At 63.8% G+C, this 24,492-nt stretch carries 23 protein-coding genes and 1 tRNA gene; 18 read left to right on the forward strand and 6 right to left on the reverse strand.

All coding sequences use genetic code 11. From position 1 onward, the window contains the following. Positions 1-40 precede the first annotated feature (40 nt). Positions 41-1,276 (forward strand): RsmB/NOP family class I SAM-dependent RNA methyltransferase, encoded by a 1,236-nt coding sequence (locus tag VR863_RS00945; RefSeq protein WP_324826566.1) that lies wholly within the window; start codon positions 41-43, stop codon positions 1,274-1,276. Here VR863_RS00945 and VR863_RS00950 read toward each other — a convergent pair. Both VR863_RS00950 and msrA read right to left on the reverse strand, forming a co-directional pair. Then, positions 1,273-2,094 (reverse strand): hypothetical protein, encoded by an 822-nt coding sequence (locus tag VR863_RS00950; protein ID WP_324826567.1) that lies wholly within the window; start codon positions 2,092-2,094, stop codon positions 1,273-1,275. The genes VR863_RS00945 and VR863_RS00950 overlap by 4 nt on opposite strands. Before the next feature lie 91 nt (positions 2,095-2,185). Beyond that, a complete protein-coding gene (gene msrA / locus VR863_RS00955) occupies positions 2,186-2,713 on the reverse strand; it encodes a peptide-methionine (S)-S-oxide reductase MsrA (RefSeq protein WP_324827546.1) in 528 nt (175 codons plus the stop codon). 105 nt (positions 2,714-2,818) lie between these two features. Here msrA and VR863_RS00960 point away from each other — a divergent pair, with 105 nt between their 5' ends. The 4 genes from VR863_RS00960 (at position 2,819) to VR863_RS00975 (ending at position 5,803) form a co-directional block, all read left to right on the forward strand. After that, a complete protein-coding gene (locus VR863_RS00960) occupies positions 2,819-3,649 on the forward strand; it encodes a class I SAM-dependent methyltransferase (protein ID WP_324826568.1) in 831 nt (276 codons plus the stop codon). A 72-nt stretch (positions 3,650-3,721) separates the two neighbouring features. Next, a complete protein-coding gene (locus tag VR863_RS00965; protein WP_324826569.1) occupies positions 3,722-4,489 on the forward strand; it encodes an SIMPL domain-containing protein in 768 nt (255 codons plus the stop codon). An 11-nt stretch (positions 4,490-4,500) separates the two neighbouring features. Beyond that, positions 4,501-5,376, forward strand: a complete 876-nt coding sequence (aguB, locus tag VR863_RS00970) for an N-carbamoylputrescine amidase (RefSeq protein WP_324826570.1) — start codon at positions 4,501-4,503, stop codon at positions 5,374-5,376. A 7-nt stretch (positions 5,377-5,383) separates the two neighbouring features. Next, on the forward strand, positions 5,384-5,803 hold the full coding sequence (locus VR863_RS00975) for a hypothetical protein (protein WP_324826571.1): 420 nt from the start codon (positions 5,384-5,386) through the stop codon (positions 5,801-5,803). A gap of 3 nt (positions 5,804-5,806) precedes the next feature. Here VR863_RS00975 and VR863_RS00980 read toward each other — a convergent pair whose 3' ends face one another. Continuing rightward, positions 5,807-7,222: a M20/M25/M40 family metallo-hydrolase gene (locus tag VR863_RS00980; RefSeq protein ID WP_324826572.1), complete on the reverse strand. Its 1,416-nt coding sequence runs from the start codon at positions 7,220-7,222 to the stop codon at positions 5,807-5,809. 54 nt (positions 7,223-7,276) lie between these two features. Between VR863_RS00980 and folK the strand changes: the two genes are divergently transcribed. After that, on the forward strand, positions 7,277-7,762 hold the full coding sequence (gene folK / locus VR863_RS00985) for a 2-amino-4-hydroxy-6-hydroxymethyldihydropteridine diphosphokinase (protein ID WP_324826573.1): 486 nt from the start codon (positions 7,277-7,279) through the stop codon (positions 7,760-7,762). On the opposite strand, the gene VR863_RS00990 is transcribed toward folK, so the two are convergent. After that, entirely contained in the window at positions 7,743-8,303 is a 561-nt protein-coding gene (locus VR863_RS00990) for an LbetaH domain-containing protein (RefSeq protein WP_324826574.1), read from the reverse strand. The two genes, folK and VR863_RS00990, sit on opposite strands and share 20 nt — an antisense overlap. Positions 8,304-8,427: 124 nt before the next feature. Here VR863_RS00990 and VR863_RS00995 point away from each other — a divergent pair. The 7 genes from VR863_RS00995 to VR863_RS01025 all read left to right on the forward strand — a co-directional run bounded on the left by VR863_RS00995 (position 8,428) and on the right by VR863_RS01025 (position 14,995). Next, positions 8,428-8,503 (forward strand) — tRNA-Lys (locus tag VR863_RS00995). A gap of 223 nt (positions 8,504-8,726) precedes the next feature. After that, positions 8,727-10,100, forward strand: a complete 1,374-nt coding sequence (locus VR863_RS01000; RefSeq protein WP_324826575.1) for a TolC family protein — start codon at positions 8,727-8,729, stop codon at positions 10,098-10,100. Continuing rightward, positions 10,097-11,857, forward strand: a complete 1,761-nt coding sequence (locus tag VR863_RS01005; protein WP_324826576.1) for a type I secretion system permease/ATPase — start codon at positions 10,097-10,099, stop codon at positions 11,855-11,857. The genes VR863_RS01000 and VR863_RS01005 overlap by 4 nt, the downstream gene beginning before the upstream one ends. Continuing rightward, positions 11,854-13,191, forward strand: coding sequence for an HlyD family type I secretion periplasmic adaptor subunit (locus tag VR863_RS01010; RefSeq protein WP_324826577.1), 1,338 nt, complete (start codon positions 11,854-11,856; stop codon positions 13,189-13,191). The genes VR863_RS01005 and VR863_RS01010 overlap by 4 nt, the downstream gene beginning before the upstream one ends. An 85-nt stretch (positions 13,192-13,276) precedes the next feature. Then, complete coding sequence (locus VR863_RS01015) at positions 13,277-13,642, forward strand: hypothetical protein (RefSeq protein WP_324826578.1); 366 nt, start codon at positions 13,277-13,279, stop codon at positions 13,640-13,642. A gap of 58 nt (positions 13,643-13,700) precedes the next feature. Continuing rightward, complete coding sequence (locus tag VR863_RS01020) at positions 13,701-14,276, forward strand: TIGR04282 family arsenosugar biosynthesis glycosyltransferase (RefSeq protein WP_324826579.1); 576 nt, start codon at positions 13,701-13,703, stop codon at positions 14,274-14,276. Continuing rightward, positions 14,273-14,995 (forward strand): glycosyltransferase, encoded by a 723-nt coding sequence (locus VR863_RS01025; RefSeq protein ID WP_324826580.1) that lies wholly within the window; start codon positions 14,273-14,275, stop codon positions 14,993-14,995. The genes VR863_RS01020 and VR863_RS01025 overlap by 4 nt, the downstream gene beginning before the upstream one ends. Here VR863_RS01025 and VR863_RS01030 read toward each other — a convergent pair. Beyond that, entirely contained in the window at positions 14,992-16,038 is a 1,047-nt protein-coding gene (locus VR863_RS01030) for an SDR family oxidoreductase (protein WP_324826581.1), read from the reverse strand. The genes VR863_RS01025 and VR863_RS01030 overlap by 4 nt on opposite strands. 83 nt (positions 16,039-16,121) lie before the next feature. On the opposite strand from VR863_RS01030, the gene VR863_RS01035 reads away from it, so the two are divergent. Next, positions 16,122-17,540 (forward strand): dihydrolipoyl dehydrogenase family protein, encoded by a 1,419-nt coding sequence (locus tag VR863_RS01035; RefSeq protein WP_324826582.1) that lies wholly within the window; start codon positions 16,122-16,124, stop codon positions 17,538-17,540. After that, positions 17,537-18,547 (forward strand): radical SAM protein, encoded by a 1,011-nt coding sequence (locus VR863_RS01040; protein ID WP_324826583.1) that lies wholly within the window; start codon positions 17,537-17,539, stop codon positions 18,545-18,547. Before VR863_RS01035 ends, VR863_RS01040 begins: the two co-directional genes overlap by 4 nt. Positions 18,548-18,572: 25 nt before the next feature. Here VR863_RS01040 and VR863_RS01045 read toward each other — a convergent pair whose 3' ends face one another. Next, a complete protein-coding gene (locus tag VR863_RS01045) occupies positions 18,573-19,268 on the reverse strand; it encodes a queuosine precursor transporter (protein ID WP_324826584.1) in 696 nt (231 codons plus the stop codon). A gap of 142 nt (positions 19,269-19,410) precedes the next feature. On the opposite strand from VR863_RS01045, the gene VR863_RS01050 reads away from it, so the two are divergent. From VR863_RS01050 to VR863_RS01060, 3 genes are all read left to right on the forward strand, one after another. Beyond that, complete coding sequence (locus tag VR863_RS01050) at positions 19,411-20,730, forward strand: NupC/NupG family nucleoside CNT transporter (protein WP_324826585.1); 1,320 nt, start codon at positions 19,411-19,413, stop codon at positions 20,728-20,730. 11 nt (positions 20,731-20,741) lie between these two features. Next, positions 20,742-21,671 (forward strand): isopenicillin N synthase family dioxygenase, encoded by a 930-nt coding sequence (locus VR863_RS01055; RefSeq protein WP_324826586.1) that lies wholly within the window; start codon positions 20,742-20,744, stop codon positions 21,669-21,671. Between the two features lie 256 nt (positions 21,672-21,927). Next, the gene (locus VR863_RS01060) at positions 21,928-24,444 is read left to right on the forward strand and encodes a TonB-dependent receptor (protein ID WP_324826587.1); all 2,517 of its coding nucleotides are present in this window, start codon (positions 21,928-21,930) and stop codon (positions 24,442-24,444) included. Positions 24,445-24,492 lie beyond the last annotated feature (48 nt).

Below are 24,492 nucleotides of genomic sequence, written 5' to 3' on the forward strand. Positions count from 1 at the left end.
GGGCTGGCGCAAGGTTTCAAGTGCGCGTAGAGGCGCGGCCATGGTCCAGCCCACCGGAATTCACGCGCGCCGCGCCGCGCTTCGCCTGCTCGATGCCGTATTGCGGCGGGGCGAAACCCTGGACGTGGCGTTTGGCGCTGCGACGAAGGACGTGCGCAAACCCGAAGACCGCGCGCTTGCCCGCGCCATTTCGAGCGAAGCGTTGCGCTGGCTCACCGATCTCGATGCGCTGATCGATTCTGCGACCAAGCAGAACCTGCCGCCCGATGCGAAGCCGCGCATGGTGCTGCGCCTGATGCTGGCGCAATGGCTACGGCTCGACACGCCGCCCCATGCGGTGGTGGCAACGGGGCTCCCGCTGCTTGCGGGCGGACCCCGCCGCCTGGCGCATGGGGTGTTCTCCACCCTGACCAAGGGTGAAGCGACGCTTCCCGACACGCCCAGCCTGCCGGAAGAAGTCGCCGCACGATGGGGCGAACGCGCAACCGCCATCGCTGCGGGACTGGCCAATCCGCCAGCACTCGACCTGTCGCTGGCCGATCCGGCGCAAACGGCGCATTGGACCAACCAGCTTTCGGCGGACAGTCTTGCGCCTGGCCACGTCCGGATGCCGCGCGGCGAAAATGTCGAAAAGCTGCCCGGTTTTGCGGACGGGGCGTGGTGGGTACAGGATTTCGCGGCCTCGTTGCCCGCGCATTTGCTGGGGCCGGGCGACGGCCGTCATGTGCTGGATCTGTGCGCGGCACCCGGTGGCAAGACGTTGCAGCTTGCCGCCGCCGGATGGAACGTAACCGCGCTCGACGTTTCGAAGCGCCGTCTGGAATTGCTGCGCGACAATCTGAAACGCACGAAGCTCAAGGCTGGTATCGTGCGGGCCGATGCGCTGACGTGGGAGCCGAAGCACACGTTTGACGCCATCCTGCTGGACGCGCCGTGCACGGCAACCGGTACCGCCCGCCGCCATCCCGATGTTCTGCATCGTATCGGCAACCGCCAGATAACGGATATGGCCGAACTGCAATCGGCGTTGCTCGAAAAGGCCGCCAGTTGGCTGAAGCCCGGCGGCGTTCTGGTTTACGCCACCTGCTCGCTCGAACGGGAAGAGGGCGAGGAGCAGGCCGCGAAGGTAACCCTGGAGCCCATGCCGATCGAAGCCGGCGAATTGCCCGAAGGCGTTGCTCCGACAGCCGAAGGATGGGTTCGAACCGATCCCGGAATGCTGCCCGAGGCGGGCGGCATGGATGGATTTTTCATTGCCCGGTGGCGCGCGCCCTAAGCTGGCCGGATCCGGTATTCGATCCGCGTGCAGTCACGGCCCGACTGGCGCAGGATCATGCGGATAGTTTCGCCTTCGTCGCCGGAAACCCGGCTGATTTCAAACGGGGCGCCCAGTTCGACATAGCGGTCGAACTGCATCTCCGCGGCCTCGACAGCAAAGCGTTTCCCTCCGCGCAGGAGAGCGACGAACTGCCGGGCAATTTCCGCAAGATGGGCGGAATTGACATGGTCGCCCGATCCATCGAGCCATGGATGGTTTGGCGGCATGGCGTTCGCATGATCCAGTAGGCCCGACGCCGTGCCACCCACCAGCGGGGCAAGAAACGGCTTTTCGCCTTCGTCCAGCGCCAGTTGCGCGCGGTCCGCATAGGCGAAGCGGCTGGACGGTGCCGCGCCCCCGGCATCCTTTGCTTCCTTGCGCCAGCTTTCGAAATCGCGGGTTCGGAAGATCACGCCGCGGCCATCCAGCCAGCAGATCGGTGCGCCCGCGGCATCGAACAATTCGACAGAAAAGCCTTCGCGGCCTTCGATCACGGTGTTGCGATAGGTGCCCGTCGCAAAGCGCCCGACGCCCGGCTCGCCGCAGCGCCAGCGGGTCCATGTCAACGCGGACCATTTGTCCGGATCCCATCGACCCAGTGCCATCGCACTTTCCACGCCGACCCAATAGCTCAAGGCCTGGATCGCGCCGGGATGATGCGAGTCGAGGGTCGACCACGGCCAGAGCGCATCGTTCTGCGAACAGGCAAAGGTTACGCTGCCGTCGTCGCGTAACGCGTGGTCGCTCGTGAAGCTCTTGGTCGCTGGGCCGGGCATGCCGCCAGATTTGCAGACCCCGCGCCCGGCGGCAATGGGCTTGCGCCCCGGCCCGCCGCTCGGCAGTGAGCGGGCAGGCCGGGCGATTGCTTCAGCCTGCCTTGACCTTGTCCTGGAAGCTCTTGCGAAGCTTCATCAGTTTGGGCGGGATCACGGCCAGGCAGTAGGGGTTGCGCTGGCCTTCGCCGTCCCAATACTCCTGGTGATAATCTTCGGCCGGATACCATTCGCCGCCTTCGATCGTGGTGACCGCGGTCTGGCCGGGATGGTCGGCGTTCCAGCGCGCGATTGCGGCTTGCGCTTCGGCGTGCTGGCCTTCGATCGGGAAAATCGCGCTGCGGTATTGCGTGCCGACGTCATTGCCCTGGCGGTTGAGCTGGCTGGGGTCATGGGTTCCCATGAACACGTCGAGCAGATCGGCCAGAGAGATCGTTTCGTTATCGAACGTCACGCGCACCGCTTCGGCGTGGCCGGTGTTTCCGCCGCACACTTCCTTGTAGGTCGGATCGGGCTTTTCGCCGCCGATATAGCCGCTCTCGACCTCGCTCACGCCGATCACGTCCTTCATTACCGCTTCGGTGCACCAGAAACATCCGCCTGCAACGATTGCCTGTTCGATAGCCATGGAATTCTCCTTTGCCCGCCAGATAGGTAGTCGGCGGCGGCTTGTCATCCGCTGCAGTCACGGGCAGGACCCGAACACGTAATTCCTGGGAGATCCACAATGCGTTATCTGTTCGCCGCCGCCGCACTGACACTCGCGGCACCTGCCGCTGCCGATCATCACATGCCTGCGGGTCATGGGGCGCACAGCCCATCGCACCACGCGCTGATGATGGCCCTGGCCAGCGAAAACCGGTCCGAAGACCGCGCCCGCGACCAATATCGCCACCCTGCTGAAACGCTGGCCTTTTTCGAGGTCGAACCCGCCATGACCGTGGTCGACTATATGCCGTCCAGCGGGTGGTATACCCGGGTGCTGGTTCCCTACCTTGGCTCTGAGGGCCGCTACATGGGCGTCAATCCCGACGCGTCGACCGCCAACCGCCAGAGCTTCATCGACTATGTCGCCAAGATGACGCCCGAGTTTACCGAACAGTCGAAGGGCTGGGCGCTCAAGGGCGCGCCGGTATCGGTGATGAATTCGGACGCAATCACCGAAGACATGGCCGGCACGGTCGATCGGGTTCTGGTGTTTCGCGAAATGCACAATCTCTTGCGTAACGGCATCATGCACCAGGAACTCACCCGTCTTCGCGGGCTGCTGAAGCCCGACGGGAAGCTCGGCATCGTTCAGCACCGCGCCAGGGATGACGCCACCGGAGAATACACCGATGGTTCCAAGGGGTATTTGCGCCAGAAGGATGTCATCGGCCTGGTCGAAGCGCATGGTTTCGAACTGGTCGGGATGAGCGACATCAACGCCAACGCTGCCGATCCCGCAAATCACGAACTTGGCGTTTGGGAAATGCCGCCGGTGTGGGGCAGCAAGCGCGAGGAATTGAAGAACCTCGGCGAAAGCGACCGGATGACGCTGCTCTTCCGCAAACGCTGACCTGTCAGCCGATGTTCATGGAATGACTGCAATCTCCCCTATGTAATAAAATCACATAGGGGAGATTGTTCCATGATTCGTTGCCGTTACATCCTGTTCGCCGCACCGCTTGCGCTGGGTGCCTGTTCCGATCGCGCCGACGAGGCGCGCGGGGTCGATCATGGCGAAACCCTCCTTTCGGTCAGCGCCAGCGGGCAGGCGGAAACCCGGCCCGATCGCGCCCAGTTCCAGGCCGGAATTGAAACATGGGCCCGCAGCGCCAGGGATGCCAGCAAGGCCAATGGCGTAAAGATCGCTGAAATCGTGGCCGCGTTGCGTGCCCTGGGGGTCGACGAAAAAGACATCCAGACCCGCACGGTTGGCGTCCAGCGAATCGATTGGGGCGATCGCAAGGGCCAGTTCCAGGCGAGCAATGTGGTAGCCGTCACGATGCGCGATCCAGCCAAGGCGGGCGATGCCATCACGGCGGTGACCGAAGCAGGGGCCAACATCGTATCCGGCCCGGACCTGTCGATGACCGATCCCGAAGCCACCGCGAACCTTGCCTATGCCGATGCCTATCAGGCGGCCCGAAAAAGAGCGGAAGCCTATGCCGAGGCCGCCGGGATGGAAGTCAGCCGCGTTCTGTACATCCGCGATGCCGGCGGGACGCAGGGACAGACCTGGCTGCGCGGCGCACAGGCGATGAACGATGCGATGGTCGAGCGAAGCGCGTCGGTTCCTCCCCCGCCGCCGCCCTTGGCAATTGCTCCGCAGATTCAGGGCGGGCCCGGCATGATGATCGGAACCACGCGTTCGGACGTCCATATCCAGGTAGACTTCGCGCTGCGGGAGAAATAAGCCCCCCAGCCATGAGGGAATTGACCGTCGCCGTCCTGCAGCTGCCACTCGCCCGACCGGACGAGGCAGACAATATCGCCGCCGTATCCGCGCTCGTCGAAGATGCGGCACGCAAGGGCGCGCAGATCGTCCTGCCTCCTGAACTGTTCGCCGGCGAATATTTCTGCCGCGAGGAGGACGAGGCCCTTTTCGCCCGCGCCCGCCCCACCGCCGCGCATCCTTCGGTACAGGCGATGCAGGAACTCGCCCGCAATCTCTCGGTGACGATTCCGACGAGTTTCTTCGAGCGCGACGGGCACCACTATTACAACACGCTCGCGATGATCGGGCCCGATGGCGCGATCATGGGCACCTACCGCAAAAGCCATATTCCCGATGGGCCAGGGTACGAGGAAAAGTACTATTTTCGGCCGGGGAACGACGGGTTCAAGGTCTGGGATGTGCCATGCACCGACGGCACCGCGCGTATCGGCGTGGGCATCTGCTGGGACCAATGGTATCCCGAATGCGCCCGCGTGATGGCGCTCAAAGGGGCCGAAGTGCTGCTGTATCCGACCGCCATCGGGTCCGAACCGTATGATGCGGATCTCGACACCAGCCGGATGTGGCGGCGTGCAATGATCGGTCACGCTGTTTCCAACTGCATGCCGGTGGCCGCCGCCAACCGGATCGGCCACGAAGGACCGGCGGATCGCCAGCAAAGCTTTTACGGCCACAGTTTCATTTCCGACGAATGGGGCGACCTGATCGAGGAGTTCGGCGGGTCGAGCGAAGGTGTGCTGGTGGCGAGCCTCGATCTCGACCGCGCGGCGACCCACCGTGCAGGCATGGGTTTCTTCCGCGACCGCAGACCACAGCTCTATTCCCGTATCTGCGAGGATATCTGACCGCCGCGTGGACGCAAACATCAGCCAGAATGCGCTCGACCGCCTGTTTTCCGCTGCGCTGGAGGCCGCCGTTGCGCGGATCGAGAAGGATGGTCATTTCCATCCCCTGCTATTCGAACAGCGCGCTGACGGCACGATCCAGAATGTCGCGGTCCTCGAAACAGGATCAATCGACGGCGCCCAATCGGTGATCGATCGGTTGGTCGACGTGCTTCGCAATCGCGGCAAGGACGGCACAATTCGCGCGGCTGCCATCGTCATCGACAGGCACGAAGATAACGCGGTGGAAGTGCGCCTGCGCGCGCGCAATTATTCCGCCGATATCCGGGCGCCCTACGGCGTCGAGACCCGCGGACTGATCCGCCGGCGGCGTGAACTCACTCTTGGCGAATTCAGCGTTCAGACGGTGGCCAACGACGTGTTCTGACGGTCAGTTTCCGGCCAGTTCCTTCAGGACGATCGACCAGTGGTCGAGCCCGGCATAGAACCCGTCGACATTGGCCCGTTCGTTGAGGCCGTGGGCATACATGTCCTGCGGGCGGCTGGCGCCGCCGCTGATGGCCACCGTATCGTAGCCGAGGGTGCGATAGTGCATCCCGTCGGTGCCGCCTGATTCCATATAGGGAAGGATCGGAACAGCGCGACCGTATCGCGCCGCGAGGCTCTTGGCGACAGCCGCGCGCACATCGTCGCGAAGGGCCGATACAGGGCTTTCGGTCACGTCCGTCGCAAGCTTGAAGGTAACGTTGTCGTTGCCCATCACCTGCGCCAGTTCAGCCTGCGTCTTCTCGACACCGATGCCCGGGAAAATCCGGCAGTTCACGGTCGCGGTCGCGCTTTGCGGCAGGGCGTTTTCGGCATGGCCTGCGCGCAGCATCGTGGCGATGCAGGTCGTCCCCAGTGTCCCCACGGTTTCAGGATTGGCCTGCAGTACGGCAATCGCCGCTGCGTCTTCGGGATTGGCGGCAAAGGCCCGCATGGCATCGCCCATCTCCCCCGAAACGGTCTGCCCCAGCGCCGCGAAATAGCTGCGCGTCAGGGGCGTCGCCTGCACCGCAAACCTGTGGTTCGCGATCTTCAGAAGGGCTTCGGAAAGCTCGTAGATGGCGTTGTCCGACCGCGGGCGTGACGAATGGCCGCCCGGGTTCGTGACCGTCAGTTCGAATGTGGCGAACGTCTTTTCGGCCGCCTGGACCTGCATGACCAGCGGGTTGAAATCGGCATCGAGTGCCGTGCCGCCAGCATCGGAATTGAGCACGAAGGCGGGGTCGACATTTTCGGCCACCCACTTCGCCTGCGCGCGGGTGGATATCATCCCGGTTTCCTCGTCACCGGAAAACACCAGGTACAGGTCGCGGGTCGGGGTCCACCCTTCGCGCTTCAGGCGGATGAAAGTGCCGGTCAGGTTGGCGACGCCGTACTTGTTGTCCATCGTCCCGCGCCCGAAGAAATACCCGTCTTCCTCGGTCAGCGTGAACGGATCGCGCTCCCAATCTTCGGGAAGGGCGTCGACAACGTCCATGTGGGCCAGCAGGGCAATCGGCTTTTCGCCAGACGATCCGTTGCCGCGATACCGCACGATCAGGCCCTGCGTGGGTTCGCCGTCGCTGTCGTAATCGGTGACCATGATGTCTTCGTCGGCAAAGCCTGCCTCGGACAGCCTGGCCACGAGATAGGCGACCATGTCGTCGATCTGCTGGTGGCCACGGGCGGTGCGGAAGGCGATGATGTCGCGGTAAATGTCATGCACACGTTGTTCGTGTTCGGTCAGGACACGCGGTGCGCGATCCTGAGCCGCGGCCTGTCCCGAAAAAACCACCGCACCCGCCAGCAAAATAGCCTTCACCCGCACACATTCTCTCCCGTATCCCTGGTTGCAAAGGGACGCTAGGACGAGGGCATGACAGTGGCAAGCGACCATCGATACCTGATCGCGATCGGCTCGAATATGCGTGTGCCCGGCATCGGCAACCCGCGCGCTGTCATTGCGGCCTCGCTGGACGATCTGGCCGCACGGGGCCTGAATGTGTGTGCGGTTTCCACCGTTGTCGATAGCGCGCCAGTGGGCCCATCCCGGCGGCGCTATGCCAACGCTGCCGCCGTGGTTGGCACCGCGCTGTCACCGCCCGAAGTGCTCGCCCTTCTGCAAATGGCCGAGACCCGTTTCGGACGAACGCGGCGCGGCAGCCGCTGGCGTTCCAGGCCGCTCGATCTCGACATCGTGCTGTGGAGCGGGGGGGTATGGGTATCGGGCAGCCTGGCCATTCCGCACCGGTTGTTCCGCGAGCGGGATTTCGTGTTGCATCCGGCCGCCGAAATCGCGCCGCACTGGCGCGATCCGGTGTCCGGTTTCACCCTGCGTCAGCTCAACGCGCGCGTTTCCTGACAGCGGTGGCAGGATTGCCGCGATAAATTGTCCAGGCCGCGGCATCCTCGAACAGGGCGCCGCGCGCCGCGAGCACTGCCCCGTCCGCCATGCTCACACCCGGGCCGACGAACGCTTCGGCAGCGATCCAGCAGTGCTCGCCCAGAGCAATCGGCCTCAGGATCAGCTGGAAATCCGGATCATCGACATCGTGCGAACTGGCGCACAGATGCGCCCGCTGGGACACGACGCTGTCATTCCCGATCACGATTCGCCCTTGGTTATAGAGGATCGCGTGCGGACCGATCAGGACATTGTCGCCAAGGGAAAGGTTTGTCGGAAGCCAGATTCTGGCGCTGCCGTGCACGCGGCAACCTGTGCCGATGCGTGCCCCGCACAGCCGCAGGATAAAGGCCCGCCAACCATGCAGCGGCGCCGGCGTCCAGCGCGCCAGCAACAGCCAGCACAACTGCCACACGACGCGCGAAATCCGGTTGCCCAGCGAAAACGACGGACCGCCTGTCCGGCTTTTCGCCAAGCCTGCATCGAGTGGTTCGACCATCCGCTCCCCGTCCAATCCCAAGTTTCGACGCTGGTAAGGCCATCGCGTCGTGCAAACAACCATCAGCCGCTTGACCCGCCACGATGCCATGCCTAGGTGCGCTGCGTGCCGAACACATTGGTCGGGGCCCTTAGCTCAGTCGGTAGAGCAACTGACTTTTAATCAGTAGGTCGCTGGTTCGAACCCAGCAGGGCTCACCACCTTTCCCATTTCCCGTCGGATCCGTGGCGAATTGCACACCTGACCCATGCGGGAAGGTGATGTAATCATTGGAATGGTGAGAGAAACGGCTGTCCAATCGGCCCCATGATGCTAGATACCGCGCCCGTGGATGGAAGAACTTACACCATCAAAGGTTTGTGCTTGCTGTGTGTCGCCGCGCCCTTCGCGTCGGCGATGCCGCTTGCGGCGCAGGACATCGAAATGGCTAGCCCGCAAGACGATGGGCCGGCGGTGCTTCCCGTGCCCGAAGGCAATCCGCTGGCGGTGGATTTTTCGAACGATCCCATCCTTGCCCTGTCGCGCAGATCGGCAGATCCGGACCAATTCCGGATTATCGTGGCCGCTGCGCTGGGCGCGAACGCCGCGCGCCGCGAAGCCGAAGCCCAGGTGGATATGGCAAAGGCGCGTCTCGACGAGGCGGAAGCGGGTCTGCTGCCGACGGCCGATGTCACCATGACGACCTACCGAACGCTGGCCCGCGAATTTTCGAACGATCCGTTCAACCTTGTCGAACGATCCCGGCCTACGCGCCGCAGCGATGTCCTGGGCGAGCTGGAATACACGCTGTTCGATTTTGGCGCTGTCCACGGTTCGATCGAGGCCGCCCAGGCCCGCCTGCGGGCCGCCGGGTACGATCGGGATGCGGCCAACACCGGGATCGTCACCGATGTGGTCACGGCCTGGTACACCGTTTTTGCCTACCAGTCCCTGCTGCGGCTGACCCGCGGGTTCGTGGCCGCGCAGGACGATATCGAAGGTGCGGTCGACCGCCGTATCGCACAAGGCGCCTCGGCCGAGGCGGAGCGCGCCCGTGTGGCATCGCTGAAGGCCGAAGGCGCTATCCGCCTTGCCCAGTTCGAACGCCAGCTGGCGAGCGCGGAGGCGCGCTTTCGCGAGCTGACAGGTGTGACCGCGCCGCCCTTGCTGGGGCGCCCACCGCTGCTCGACACAGCGCGCCTCAGCCGCGAATATGTCGTGGCTGCGGCCGGCGAAGCCCCCGAAGTGCAAAGCGCCGAAGCGCTGGAAGATGCCGCCCGCATCGAAGTGGAAAATTCCTGGGCCAGCGAAGGCCCGCGTTTGACGGCGCGGGTGGATGCCGGGCGATACGGCGTGTTCGAAGACCGCGAGGATTACGACGTGCGCGGCAGCGTGAACCTGCGGTTCCGGATTTTTGGGGGCGGCGGCAAGGCGCGCTGGGCGCAGGCGCGCGCGCGCGCGGACGCGGCTTCGGCAGTGGCGGACCGCACGCGGCAGGAAAGCGAACGCGAAGCCGCCGTGATCTTCGCCGATGTGGAAGCGCTGGAAAAGCAGCTGGTGGCGCTGGAAGCGGCGTATATTTCGGCGCGCCAGACGCGTGACGTGGTTTTCCGCCGGTTCGGTGCCTTGCGCGGAACGCTGTTCGACGTTTCGGAAGCGCAAGGTTCGTATCTGAACGCCGCGGTGGCTTATATCGAAGGGCTGACACAGCTCGATGCCACGCGCTATGTGTTGCTTGCGCGCACGGGCCGGTTGCTGGAACTGTTCCCGCCCGCTGGGCCAGATGGTGCAACCGGTTTCGAAGGCGAGGGCGAATGAGCGAGGAACCCCTTGTTCACCAGGACAGGAAACGGCTCGCCGACTGGCTGGTCGAACCGATCAGGGCGAACTGGCGCACCTATTCCAAGGTTGCGATCGCAGCCACGCTGATCAACATCTTCGGGCTGGTCACCGCCCTGTTCACCATGACGGTGTATGACCGTGTCATTCCGAATGCCGCGTTCACGTCTCTTGCGGCGTTGTCGATCGGCCTTGCGATCATCGTCGTTTTCGATTTCGCTCTCAAACTGCTGCGCGCCTATTTCGTCGATCACGCGGGCACCAACATCGACCGCGACATCGGCATGACCGTGTACGAACGCCTGATCGAGATGCGCCTGGAACTGCGCAAGGGATCGACCGGGCAGCTGACCGGTCTGATGCGCGAACTTGAAACCATGCGCGACTTCTTTGCGTCGGCCACGCTGGCGGCGGTGGTGGATGTGCCGTTCATCATCATCACGTTGACGATGGTTGCCCTGATCGGCGGATGGGTGGTTCTGGTCCCTGCGCTGATGGTTCCGCTGGTCATTCTTGTCGGACTTGCCGCTCACCCCACGTTGCAGCGGCTTTCGGCCCGCGCGATGGACGAAGGATTGCTCAAGCAGTCGGTCCTGGTCGAGACCATCGGCAGCATCGAGGCGGTCAAGACGTCCGGTGCTCGCCACCTTTTCGAGGACCGTTGGACGAAGGCACTGGAAGGCCATGCGGACATATCGCTGCGCCAGCGGCTGATCTCCTCGATCGGGACCACCTTCGCCACGTCAGCAGGCACGATTTCGTATGCAGGCGTCGTGATCGTGGGCGTGTTCGCGGTGGCCGACAACCGGTTGACGATGGGCGGCCTGATCGCCTGTTCGATCCTGGCGGGCCGCGCCATTGCCCCGCTTGCCCAGATATCCCAGCTCGTTTCCCGGATAACCGCAACCCGCACCGCCTACCGCCAGATACGGGCGCTGATGGACCGCCCGCCGGAAGGGCCGGGCGCCGATGCCATCGTGATCGACGCGACACGCGGCGACATAGAGCTGCGCAACGTCAGCTTTCAGTATCCCGGCGCGCAGACCAAGGCGTTGGACGCGGTCAATCTGAAGATCGCAGCGGGGGAACACGTTGCGCTGATCGGCCGCGTCGGCTCGGGCAAGTCGACCCTGGCGCGCATGATCCTGGGTTTGTATCCGCCCCAGGACGGCATGGTCCTGTTCGACGGCATCGACATCGGGCAGCTCGATCCCAACTCTCTGCGCAAATCCATCGGATCGGTTCTTCAGGAACCGGCGCTGTTTTCCGGCACGATCCGTGAAAACATCGCGCTGGGCCGCGACGGTGTGGACGACGAGGAAATGCTGCGGGCTTCGCGCCTTTCGGGGACGGACCTGTTCGCCAGCCGTATCCCGCGCGGATACGATCTGCGTCTGGTGGATCGCGGAGAAGGGCTTTCGGGCGGCCAGCGCCAATCGATCGCGATCGCCCGCGCCCTGGCGGGCAGGCCGTGTGTGCTCGTCATGGACGAACCGTCCAGCGCGATGGACGCCCAGACCGAGATGGACCTGATCGGCCGGCTCAAGGATGAGTTGAAAGGCCGCACCCTGGTCGTCGTGACCCATCGCCAGCCGCTGCTCACCCTGGTCGATCGCGTGGTCGTGATCGACGATGGCAAGGTGCGCGCCGACGGGCCCCGCGATGCCGTGCTCGCCAAATTGGCCGAAGTTTCGCGGCAGGCGCCTGCCGTGACGAAGAAGGGCAAGGGCGCATGAGCGAACGCGAAGAGCTTTTCGCCGAGCATGAACCGGAAGCCACCGGTGGGCTAGAAGCGTTCGTCGACCGGATAGAACCCGGCAAGGCGTCGCGCTGGATGTTCTGGGCCATCGTTGCGTTTTTCGTGATCTTCCTGACATGGGCGGCGTTGGCCGAAATCGACCGGACCGTTCGCGGGCAAGGTCGGGTTATTTCCAGCAGCGAACTGCAGGTCGTCTCCAGCCTCGAAGGCGGCGTGGTCGAGGAAATCTTCGTGACCACAGGCCAGTCGGTGAAAGCCGACGAGCCGCTTCTTCGTCTGGATCCGACGGAAACGGGCGCGTCCCTCGGCAGCACGGCGGCAACGGCTGGCGCGCTCGAGATCAAGGTCGCGCGGCTCGAAGCGGAAGTGGCCGGACGTGCGCCGCGTTTCCCGGCGCCTGCGGACGAGGACGCAGCGCGGCAGTTGCGTATCGAACGCGCGCTCTATGCCTCTCGCCAGTCCAATCTGCAAAGCGCGCTCGCTTCCTCGCAGGCCCAGATTGCCCGCGCGAACCAGTCCGTCATCGAAGCGGAAAGGCAGGTCGATTCGATTGCCAGCAGGGCGGCGGCTGCCCGGTCGGAAGCCGCGCTTTTGCGCCCCCTGGTCGAAGAAGGGATCGAACCGCGCCTGTCGCTTGTCCGGGCCGAAAGCCAGGCTGCCAGCGCCGAAGCCGAGCTGGCCGGTGGCCGCGCCGCAGTCGGCCGCGCACTGGCGCAGGTCGCCGAAGCGCGGGCCAACACCGACCGCGTCCGGCGCGATTGGCAGGCGCAGGCGGCGAACGAATTGGCAATGGCGCAGGCCGAATTCGGCGCGCGTTCGGCAACCCTGCCCGCGTTGGAAGAACGCCTTGCCCGCACCACCTTGCGCGCGCCCGTGGCCGGTACGGTGAACCGCGTGCTGGTCAACACCCGTGGCAGCCCCGCCGGGCCGGGCCAGGCGCTGGTCGAGATTGCCCCCTCCGACGATGCGCTGCTGGTCGAGGTCCGCATTCGCCCGCAGGATATCGGAACTGTCAGCATCGGCCAGACCGCAAAGGTCGGCATCACTGCCTTCGATCAGACGATCTATGGCAGCCTCGATGGCAAGGTCGTGACGATATCGCCCGATTCCATCACGGACGAACGTACGGGCGATGTGTTCTATCTCGTGCGCGTCAGGACACAGGTCGAGGAAATTCCCAACGCGGGCGGCGAATTGAAGGTCGGCACGGGGATGATCGCGGATGTCAGCCTGTTGGGCGACAAGCGCACGGTGCTGCAGTATATTCTGACGCCGCTTACCCGGTTCACAAACCGCGCATTCCGGGAATAGGGTGGTCAGGGCGGGTTCACGCGTGCGCCCGCACCATCGGACGCTGAAATCGGCCTGACTTGAGCGCGTATGCCGGAGAGGTCATGTGAAACATTATGCAATCCCCTTTGCCGCAGTCCTCGCCGCTTGTACCGCCACCACCGGCGGGGTGGACAGCGTGAGCGGGGCGCAACCCGCGTGCACGGTGACCGGCGTGGCCGTGCCGGGGCTGGCACAGGCCGATGTGTGCGATGGCATCCGCGAAGGGATGGCGGGCTGGCCGCGCGCGGCAGGGCTGAGCTTTGCCGTCGAGGTCAAATCCGCCACCCAGGCGGAAATTTCGGTGAGCGAGGCTGACGGCGAACTCGATCTGAAACGTTGGGTCGTGGCGATGGACAAATCGATCGACCGCGCGCTGTTTGCCGGGTTTGCGCGGCGGCTTGTGGAAGATGCCGAGGCCGGCAGGATCTGATCGCTGTCGCATCGGTCCCTTGGCAGGGCCTGCCACCTTGCTTTAGTGCCGACCACGCATGAACGCTCCGCGCCTTTCCATATTTGTACGCTTTCCCCAGCCGGGAACCGTCAAGACGCGCCTGATCCCTGCGTTGGGCGGCGACGGCGCGGCACGGGTCTATTCCGCGCTGCTGGACCACACGATTGCCCAGGCCCGGGCCAGCGGGCTCGATTTCGAATTGCGGGTCACCGGCGCGCCGGTCGAGGATTGCCGGAGGCTCTGGGGTGACGGCATGGCCATCGTCGATCAGGGCGAAGGCGACCTTGGCGACCGCATGGCGCGTGTCCACGGGCCCGCCCTGATTATCGGCAGCGATTGCCCCGGCCTCAACGCGGCAGTCCTGCGCGCGGCAGCTGGGGCGCTGGACGAGCGGCCCGTGGTCATCGGTCCGGCAAGCGACGGTGGCTATTATCTGATCGGATTTCGCGACCCCGCGCCGTGGTTGTTCGAGGATATGGAATGGAGCACGTCGAAGGTGTTTTCCCAGACGCTCGCGCGCGTGGCCGCACAGGGTATCGGCCCGGCGGTCCTGCCCGAATTGTCGGATATCGACACGATCGAGGATCTCGAGCCGTGGCCTGAATTCCAATGAGTGTGACGTTGCTGATCCCGACGCTGGATGAAGAGGCGGCGCTGCCCGATCTTGTGGAATTCTGCCGCACCCTGGAACCGCAGCCTGCGGAAATTCTGCTGGTGGATGGCGGCAGCACGGATGCCACCGTGGCCATCGCCGCCGATGCCGGTTGGCGCGTACTTGCGTGCGAGCGGGGCCGCGCCCTGCAGATCAATCACGGCGTCGCCCACGCGCAGGGCGATATCGTTTGCGTGGTTCACGCAGACACGTTTCCTCCGCGCGATATGGTTGCGGTCATCGAAGCGACGCTGGCCGATCCGAAGATCGCCCTGGCCAGCTTCATGCCGCTAATACGGGGGGCCGAGCGTGTTCGCTGGGTGACCAGCTTTCACAACTGGATCAAGACCTGGTACGCCCCGCTGATTACGCGGCCGCATCTGTTCGTGCGGGGGGTCCGCCTGTTGTTCGGCGATCATGCCATGTTCTTCCGCGCATCCGATTTCCTTGCCGTTGGGGGCTGCACTCCCGGCGATGCCGTGATGGAAGAAGCCGACCTGTGCGTTAAGCTGGCGACAAGGGGCAAGACACGTATGGTGCGCCGCTGGGTCGTGACATCGGACCGGCGGATTGCCGCATGGGGTCCGATCAAGGCGAACTGGATCTACTTCAAGGTTGGTATGCTGTGGGCGTTCGGGCTGCGCGGCCGCATGGCCAGCCATTATCCCGACGTGCGTTAATCGGCCGAAAGAAATCCTGCCGCGATGCAATATTCGATGAGGCGGCGGATATAGGGTTCCCCGGTTTCGGGGCAACCGCAACCGGCAACGGCGCGTAGTCCGGTGTCGGCGAAATGCGGATCGCGCTGGAAATAGCTCGCATACAACCCCGCCACCCGTTTGAAGAGCCGCCGTTCCAGCGCAGGCAACATGGCTGGATCGAAGGCATCGGGCGGCACAAGTTCCGGTTCGTGAAACTGCTCGAACCCGCCGATCACTGCGGTGAAGCGTTCGACCGGCAAGGGTTGGCGCGAAACGAGGTGAAAGGTGCCACCTGCGGCGTGAGCGATATTTTCCGCCAGCGAGACGATGGACCTCGCCACGTGATCGATCGGTACGAAATCCAGCGTCGCCCCCGGTGTCGCTGGCATATGGCGAACGCGGCCTTCGGCGATCAGCTTGAAGGCGGCGTAAGTCGTGTCGAACTGGCGGATGCGCCCGCTTTGATGTTCGCCCACGACGATGGATGGCCGCGCGATGGCCCAGCGCAGCCCGCTGGCACGCACCAGGCGTTCGCCCGCCGCCTTGCTGGCTTCGTAGCCGTTGGCGAAGCCGCCATCGGGCAGGGGATCGTCTTCGTGGATCGTCCCGCTGCGCGCGCCGCAAACATACGCGGTCGATATGTGGAGGAAATCCATGTTTCCCGCTTCGGCAAGGGCGAGCGCGTGCGCGGTGCCGTTGATGTTGACCGCCGCGTACTCGCCCTCTTCCAGATCGAACCGGACGGTCGCCGCGCAATGGAGCAGGAGATCGTGGCCCGCGGCAACCTGTGCGTATTCGCCTTCGTTCCATCCGAAACGCGGCTGGGATACGTCGCCGGAAAATGCGTGGATTACCTTAACCCCGGTCCCGTCGTTGGCGAGTATGTCCGGATTGCGGTGGACCAGCGCCGACACACTGTGGCCCGCGGCAACCAGACGGGCGCAAACCTCGCCGCCGAGCAGCCCGGCGGCACCGGTGACAAGTATCCTGGCGATGGCGAATGCCTCCCGTTTAGCGCGCATGGAACCGTGCGATGGGCTTCGCCGAACTTGCGGACAACCATCCCGTTTCGCTTCCTAGGCATTTTGGGTTACGGGGCAAGGCAATGACATTCACTCATGACGTTATCGTGATCGGCGCAGGTGCCGCCGGGCTTACAGCCGCTGGCGGCTGTGCGCTTTTCGGGCTCGAAGTTGCCCTGATCGAAGGGCACAAGATGGGCGGCGAATGCCTCAACAATGGCTGTGTGCCATCAAAGGCGTTGATCACGGCCGCTAAACGCGCCGCCGTTGCGCGCGACGGGAAACGGTTTGGCATTACCCTGTGCGCTCCGCAGGTCGATTGGGCGGGCGTCCACGGGCATATCCACCAGGCCATCGCCAATATCGAACACCATGACTCCGTCGAAACGTTCGAGGAAATGGGCTGCGACGTGTTTCGCGGGTGGGCGAGGATCACGGGCAAGCATACGGTCGAGGTCGATGGCCGCCAGTTGCGCGCACCGCGGATCGTGATCGCGACCGGTTCGGCGCCCTTCGTGCCGCCGATCGACGGGCTCGACAGCGTGCCATATCTAACCAACGAAAACCTGTTCGATATCGACGTGTTGCCGGGCCACCTGGTGATCGTGGGCGGCGGGGTCATCGGCATGGAAATGGCGCAGAGCTTCCGCCGCCTCGGCAGCGAGGTGACCGTGATCGAGCCGGGTGAACCGATGGGCCGCGACGACCCCGATTCCGTCGCCGTGGTGGTTGATGCCATGACGGCTGAAGGCGTCCGATTCATCAAGGGAAAGGCCGCCCGCGTCGAAGGCGGCGAAGGCCGCGTCTCGGTTCACACCGATGGGGGCGATACCGTTACCGGGACACATCTGTTGATCGCGGTTGGCCGCAGCGCGCGCGTCAACGGTTTCGGGGCGCAGGAAATCGGAATCGAAACCGGCGCAAACGGCTTTACCACCGACGCCCGGCGGCGCACGTCGATCCGGTCGATCTACGCCATCGGCGATTGCCGCGAAGGGCCGCGGTTGACGCATGTGTCCGGCTATGAAGGGTCCAACGTCGCGCTGGAGATCGTCACGGGCCTGCCCACCAAGGTCGATTTTTCGGCCCTGCCGTGGTGCACCTACACAGAACCCGAAGTCGCGCAGATCGGCCTGACCGAAGTCGATGCGCGCAAACAGCATGGCGACGCGATAACGGTCGTGCGCGAGGAGTTTTCGGAAAACGAACGCGCCGTGGCCGAAGCTTCGACGCTGGGGCACATGAAGATGATCCTCAAGGGCAAGAAGGTTTTGGGCGTCAGCATCGTGGGCAAGAACGCGGGCGAATTGCTGTTGCCCTTCACGCAAACGATCACGGGCAAGAGCAGCACATTTGCCCTGGGCAGCGCGATCATCAGCTATCCCACCCGTAGCGAGATTTCCAAGGCCGCCGCCTTCAGCGCCTGGGAGCCGACGGTGTTCGGCAGCCTGCCCCGGAAATACGCCGCGCTGGTATCGAAGCTGCGCCGGATGATGAATTGAGCGATCCCGCCCCCGCCCCCGCCCCCATCCGCAGCCGGAGCCGCAACGCCCCGGTCGGCCCGTCGCCCTTCGTAGTCGATGCAGCACCCCTCCCGCGCGAAAAATTTGCCGATCCGATGGTGACGGCCAAAGGAGAGGCAAGGGCGCGCGTACCCCTCACCAGGCTCGAAACCGTGTGGTTCAACACCGGGACGCAGTGCAACCTGGCCTGCGCGACCTGCTACATCGAAAGCAGCCCGACGAACGATGCGCTGATCTATCTTTCGGCACTGGATGCGGCGCGTTTTCTCGACGAAGCGCAGGCCATCGGCACACGGGAAATCGGCTTTACCGGCGGCGAACCGTTCATGAACCCCGCCATGGTGCCCATGCTGGAAGACGCGCTGTCGCGCGGCTTCGACGCGCTGGTCCTGACCAACGCGATGCGGCCCATGCGGCGCCACGAAGCGGCCTTGCTGACCTTGCGGGACCGTTTCTGCAGCAAGCTGACGCTGCGCGTCAGCCTCGATCATTACAGCCGCGCAGTCCACGAAGCCGAGCGCGGCGAACGCAGCTGGATTCCGGCTCTTGAAGGACTGCGTTGGCTGTCCGGGAACGAATTTTCCATCGCCGTTGCCGGTCGCCTGTTGCCCGGCGAGAACGAGGCCGACGCACGCGCGGCCTACGCCGCCCTGTTCGCGCGCGAAGGCATCGCCATCGACGCGTTGGACCCGGTGCGGCTGGTGCTGTTCCCCGAGATGGATGCGGGCAAGGATGTCGCGGAGATCACCACGGATTGCTGGGACATCCTCGGCAAATCGCCTGAACAGGTGATGTGCGCCACCAGCCGTATGGTGGTGCACCGCAAGGGTGAAAAGGCGCCACGGGTCGCGGCCTGCACGTTGATCCCGTACGATCCGGGTTTCGACCTGGGCGATACCCTGGCCGAGGCGTCAGGCGAAATTGCCCTCAATCACCCGCATTGCGCGCGGTTCTGCGTTCTGGGCGGAGCAAGCTGTTCGGCCTGACCCACGGCGGTATACTGCCTTGGCCTTATCGACGGCCGCGTTCGTCCAGCCACCGTGCCAGCGCCACTCCGCCGGTGATCAGGAACGGCACCAGGATGATGCTGAGCACGACCTTGGCGATCACCTGGCCGATCAGCAGATTGGTGATTTCGAACTGGCCGTAGAATGCCAGGGTGATGAAGATCACCGAATCGACAGCCTGGCTCAACGCGCTGGCGATGGCGCCGCGCGCCATCAGCGATACCGCGCCGCCCCCTTCGCCTGCACCGCGCAGGCGCGAGAATATCCAGACGTTGAGCAAGAGCGATACGATGTAGGCTGCCGGGCCTGCCATCCAGACGCGCCACAGGGTTGCGTGGACCTGTTCGAATGCGGCAAGGTCTTCGCCCCGGAACTGCACCATCTCGGTCGAAGCCGGCAGGTTCAGGACCAGCTGCATCAGCAAGGACGCGATCAGCAGCGGGATAAAGCCCCACCAGACGATCCGCTTGGCCAGGTTTTCGCCGTAGATCTGGGCGATGGTGCTGGAAATCACGACCAGCAGGAGAAAGGCGAAGATGCCCGCTTCCACCGCCAGATCGGTCGGGTAAAGCTGGACCTGTTTGAACGCGAGTACCCCGGCGAGCACGGTCATGCCGCCGTAAATCAGTGTGAATACGAACAGCCCACGCGGCATCGCGGCGGCCGCGAGGCGGGTCTGGTTGGCGATATCGTCCGACATGCGGGATCCCTTGAACTGTTCACAGCACACGCTGCATTGTGCCCTGAAAATTGACTAACCGTCCTCCGCACGCAAGACAGCCGATGATTTCATCCGCAACTGTCCGCGTCGGGCAGCGCAGCAAATCCAGGGGACAAGCCGCATGCCGCCCATTCTGATCAACGTCGTCGGCATTGCCGCGATCCTGCTGATCGCCTTCCTGCTGTCGACCGGCAAGCGCAGGATAAGCCTGCGAATAGTCGGCGCAGCGTTCGCCTTGCAGGCGTTCATGGCTTTCCTGGTGCTGGGCACCACCGCCGGCCGGGCCGTGATCCAGGGCATGGCAGGCGGCGTGGCGGCGCTGCTGTCCTATGCCGATCAGGGCACGCAGTTCCTGTTCGGACCCAACGAAACCAATCCGCTGGCGAACACCTTTGCCCTTGGCGCTCTGCCGGTCATCATCTTCTTCGCGGCCCTGGTATCGATCCTCTACCATCTCGGCGTCATGCAGCGGGTGGTGCGCTGGGTTGGCGGCGCGATTGGCTGGGTAACCGGGATCAGCCGGGTGGAATCGCTTGGCGCGGCAGCCAATATCTTTGTCGGCCAGTCGGAAAGCCCGCTGGTTGTGCGCCCCTATCTTGCCGCGCTCGCGCCGAGCCGGTTGTTCACCCTGATGAGCGTTGGCATGGCGGGCGTCGCCGGTACGATCCTGGCGGCCTATGCCGGATTGCTGGGTAACGACTACCTGCCGTTTCTGCTTGCGGCGGCGTTCATGTCCGCGCCGGGCGGCATCCTGATGGCCAAGATCATCATGCCCGACGATGGCGAACCTTCCCCCGAGGCGGAAGGCGAACTTACGCTGCCGCGCACCCGCATCAGCGGCGACGGTCCGGCGGCCATCACCGAAGGCGACAAGCCCCACGAAGTCGAGGTCGCCGAAACCTTCGAAGAAGGGCACAAGCCGGCCAATGTCATCGAAGCGGCCGCCCAGGGCGCGCAAACCGGCGTCAAGCTGGCCGTGGCGGTCGGCGCGATGGTGCTGGCGTTTGTCGCGCTGGTGGCGCTGGCGAACGGCCTGCTGGGATGGGCGGGCGGCCTGTTCGGGTATCCCGATCTCAGTTTCCAGATGCTGCTCGGGCTGGTGTTCGCCCCGGTCATGTATCTGATCGGCATTCCATGGGACCAGGCGGGTGCGGCCGGCGGCCTCTTCGGCACGAAGATCGTCCTGAACGAATTTGTCGCCTTCATCGATCTCGGGGCCATGGAAGCCAGCGTGCTTAGCGAACGCAGCCGTGCGATCATCACCTTTGCCCTGTGCGGCTTCGCCAACTTCAGCTCGATCGCCATCCAGATGGCGGTGACCGGGGGGCTTGCGCCCAACCAGCGGCCCGTTATTGCGAGGCTCGGGCTGCGCGCGCTCGCTGCCGGCTCTCTAGCCAACCTGATGAGCGCTGCGTTGGCCGGACTATTCCTGCCTTACTGAGTCGCATCCATATGTCTGATATTGCCGTTGTTTCGATTGCCCGCCCGCTTGAAGATGTTGCCCAGGAACTGGGCCGCAGTTTCGAGGAATACGGGTTTGCCGTGATTCGCGATCATGGCATTCCGCAGGACCTGATCGATCGGGCCGAGGCGATGTCGAAGGAATTCTTCGCGCTGCCGGATGCCGTGAAGAAGGCGTATCATATTGCCGGTGGCGGCGGTGCGCGCGGTTACACCCCGTTCGGCACCGAAAAGGCGAAGGACGCCGAGGTCCACGATCTGAAGGAATTCTGGCACGTCGGGCGCGAACTGGCGGCGGGCCATCCCCTGTCCGAATACATGGCGGCAAACGTGTGGCCCGATGAAGTCGAAGGCTTCAGGGAAACCTTCACGGCGCTCTATTCCGCGTTCGAGGAAGCAGGCGCCCGCGTGCTCGAAGCAATCGCGCTTCACCTCGGCCTCGATCGGGATTTCTTCGCCGCGACGGTGGAAGATGGCAATTCGGTCATGCGCCTGCTGCGCTACCCCCCGATCGAAGGTGCCCATGCCGAAGGCGCGATCCGCGCCGCCGCGCACGGCGACATCAACACCATCACCCTGCTGCTGGGCGCAGAAGAAGCGGGCCTCGAGTTGCTGACGACGGAAGGCGAATGGAAAGCCGTGGAAGTCCCCGACGGCGCGCTGGTCATCAACATCGGCGACATGTTGGACCGGCTGACCAACGGCAAGCTCCGCTCGACGACCCATCGGGTTGTCAATCCGCGCGGCGCGGCGGCGTACAGGGCACGGTATTCGATGCCCTTTTTCCTGCACTTCCGCCCCGATTACGTGATCGAAACGCTTTCCGGCTGCATCGATCCGGCACGGCCCGACGATCACCCCGCGCCGCTATCGAGCCATGAATTCCTGTTGCAGCGGCTGCGCGAGATCAACCTCGCCTGATCATGCTGCAATGCACCAATATCGATGGTGCCGAATCGTGGAAGAATCGAAAAATTTCCCCAGTGGTGATTTTGCAACACGTTTAAGTCGTTAATTGGAAACGATAAAATGTTCGTGCTGGGGGTGCCCGTCGCGAAGTTGCCACGGTCGTCTTGACTCTGTCACAAAACCTCCGCTTGGCGGTTGCGTACCCGGAGCACCGGGCGCGAAATTCTCTCTAATCCATTCCAGGTTTGGACACGAAGAGGTCACCGACATGAAGTTCAAATATCTCCTGGCCGCCTCGGCTGTCAGCATCACCGCAAGCGCGCTTGTCGCTGCTCCCGCGGCCGCTCAGTCGACCGGCTCTGTCGATTTCGAAAGCAGCGATGATGTCATCGTCGTCAGCGGCGCACGCGCCAGCGACATTGGCGGCGTCGACATTCCCGACACGCCGAAGGCGAAGCAGGTTCTCGACGAAGAAATCATTCGTCGCCAGCGCCCCGGCCAGACGGTCAACGACATCGTCAACCTCGTCCCGGGCGTTAGCTTCCAGAACAACGATCCCTGGGGTTCGTCGGGCGGCAGCTTCACCATCCGCGGCTTCTCTTCGGACCGTATCTCGCAGACCCTCGACGGCCTGCCGCTGAACGATTCGGGCAATTACGCGCTCTACACCAACCAGCAGGTCGACCCGGAAGTCCTGGAATCGATCAACGTGAACCTTGGCGTTACCGACGTTGACAGCCCCACCGCTTCGGCCGTTGGCGGCACCATCAACATCCGCACGCGTGAGCCCAGCGACGATTTCGCCATCACCGGCACGATGACCGTTGGCGATACCTTCCCCAGCGGCGACAATTCGGGCCGTTCGCGCCTGTACATGCGCGGCTTCGGCATGATCGACACCGGCGACATCACCGGCATGGGCACCAAGGCGTTCTTCGCCGCCAGCTACACGCGCTACAACAACCCGTTCAACAATTACGGGAAGGTTGAAAAGCAGCAGTACAACGGCCGTATCTGGCAGGATATCGGTTCGAACGGCGACTTCATCGCCGTTTCGGGTCACTATAACGAGAACCGCAACAACTTCTTCGGTTCGTTCGGCCTGACCGACTTCCCCGAAACGAAGTCGGATCGCTTCTACGACATCAACTATCCCTGCACGGTCGAAGCCGGCAACCTGTTCCAGGGCGGCGGCATCAACGGTGTTGCCGAAGGTTGGGATGACCGCGCCGGTTGCGGCGCCGAATTCGATCGTCGTTACAACCCGTCGAACACCGGCAACATCCGCGGTGCATCGCGTTTCACGCTGACCGACAGCCTGATCCTGACGGTCGATCCGAGCTACCAGTACGTCAAGGCGAACGGCGGCGGCCCCGAAGATCTTCGTGAAGGCTTCCGCAATGTCGGCGGCGTCGATTACACCGGCTTCATTGGCGGTGGTTACTACTTCGGCCGCGATCTCAACGGCGACGGCGACCTTCTGGACGAAATCGCCGGCATCGATCCGAGCCACACCGAAACCAACCGTTTCGGCGTGATCGCATCGCTTGCTTACGAAATCAGCCCGGAACACCGCGTACGTCTCGCCTACACCTGGGACCGCGCACGTCACCGCCAGACCGGTTCGACGACCTACCTGCTCCCCAATGGCGAGCCGGCGGACGTTTTCCCGATCAACGACCCGCTGCTGACTTCGGATGGCTTCACGCTCAACAAGCGTGACCGCATCTCGTACGCGATCCTCAACCAGATCTCGGGCGAATATCGCGGCGAGTTCGGTGCGCTGACCGCAGTGCTTGGCCTGCGTGCACCGTTCTTCAAGCGTGAACTGAACCAGAATTGCTTCACCACCACGCCGGACGCCGGTCGTGGCTTCATCGACTGCCTGGGCGACCAGGACACGACGGCCTATGAAGCTGCCAACCCGAACTACGCTCTGCCGCAGTCGCGTACCTACAAGTACGACAAGCTGCTGCCGAACGTCGGCTTCACCTACGATCTGGGCGAAGCCTCGATCTTCGGTAACTACGCCAAGGGCCTGTCGGTCCCCGGTACCGATCCGCTTTACGCATCGCTGTACTTCCCCGCAGGTACCGCAGGCGTGCAGCCGGCTCCGGAAACCACGGACAGCTTCGACCTTGGTCTTCGCTGGCAGAGCGGTGATCTGCAGGCGCAGATCGCTGGCTACTACACGATGTACGACAACCGCCTCGCAACCGCGTACGATCCGATCCAGGACACGGTCATCTTCCGTAACCTGGGCCGCGTCGACAAGTACGGCGTCGATGGCTCGGTCGCATGGCGCCCGACCACCAACGCCCTGCTTTATGTCTTCGGCTCGATCACCGAATCCGAGATCAAGAACGACCTCGACAACGGCGGTGGCAACATTCTTGAACTCGCAGGCAAGAACGAAAGCGGCGCTCCGACCTGGTCGGTCGGTGCTCGCGGTCAGCTCAGCTTCGGCGAGTTCGAGTTCGGTGCACAGGTCAAGCACACCGGCAAGCGTTTCGTGAACGACGAAAACCTGCCGCTTACCGACAACACCGGCGCCATCCTGTATCCGGCGGCAGTTAAGGGCTACACGCTCGTCGACCTCGACGTTCGTTGGACCTTCGCTGAAAATCCGTTCGGCAAGGACGTTGCTCTGCAGCTGAACGTCACCAACCTGTTCGACGAACTGTATGTCGGCGGTTTCGGTGGTTCGCTCAGCTCGGGTAGCTCGCCCTTCGTCCAGATCGGCCCGCCCCGTGCGGCCAGCCTTTCGCTGATCTTCGGCTACTAAGCTGAAACAGGTACCGGGCCATCGAGCCCGGATCTGAAAACCTCGGGG

The organism is Qipengyuania zhejiangensis (assembly GCF_035607565.1).
GTDB classification, from domain to species: Bacteria; Pseudomonadota; Alphaproteobacteria; order Sphingomonadales; family Sphingomonadaceae; genus Qipengyuania; species Qipengyuania zhejiangensis.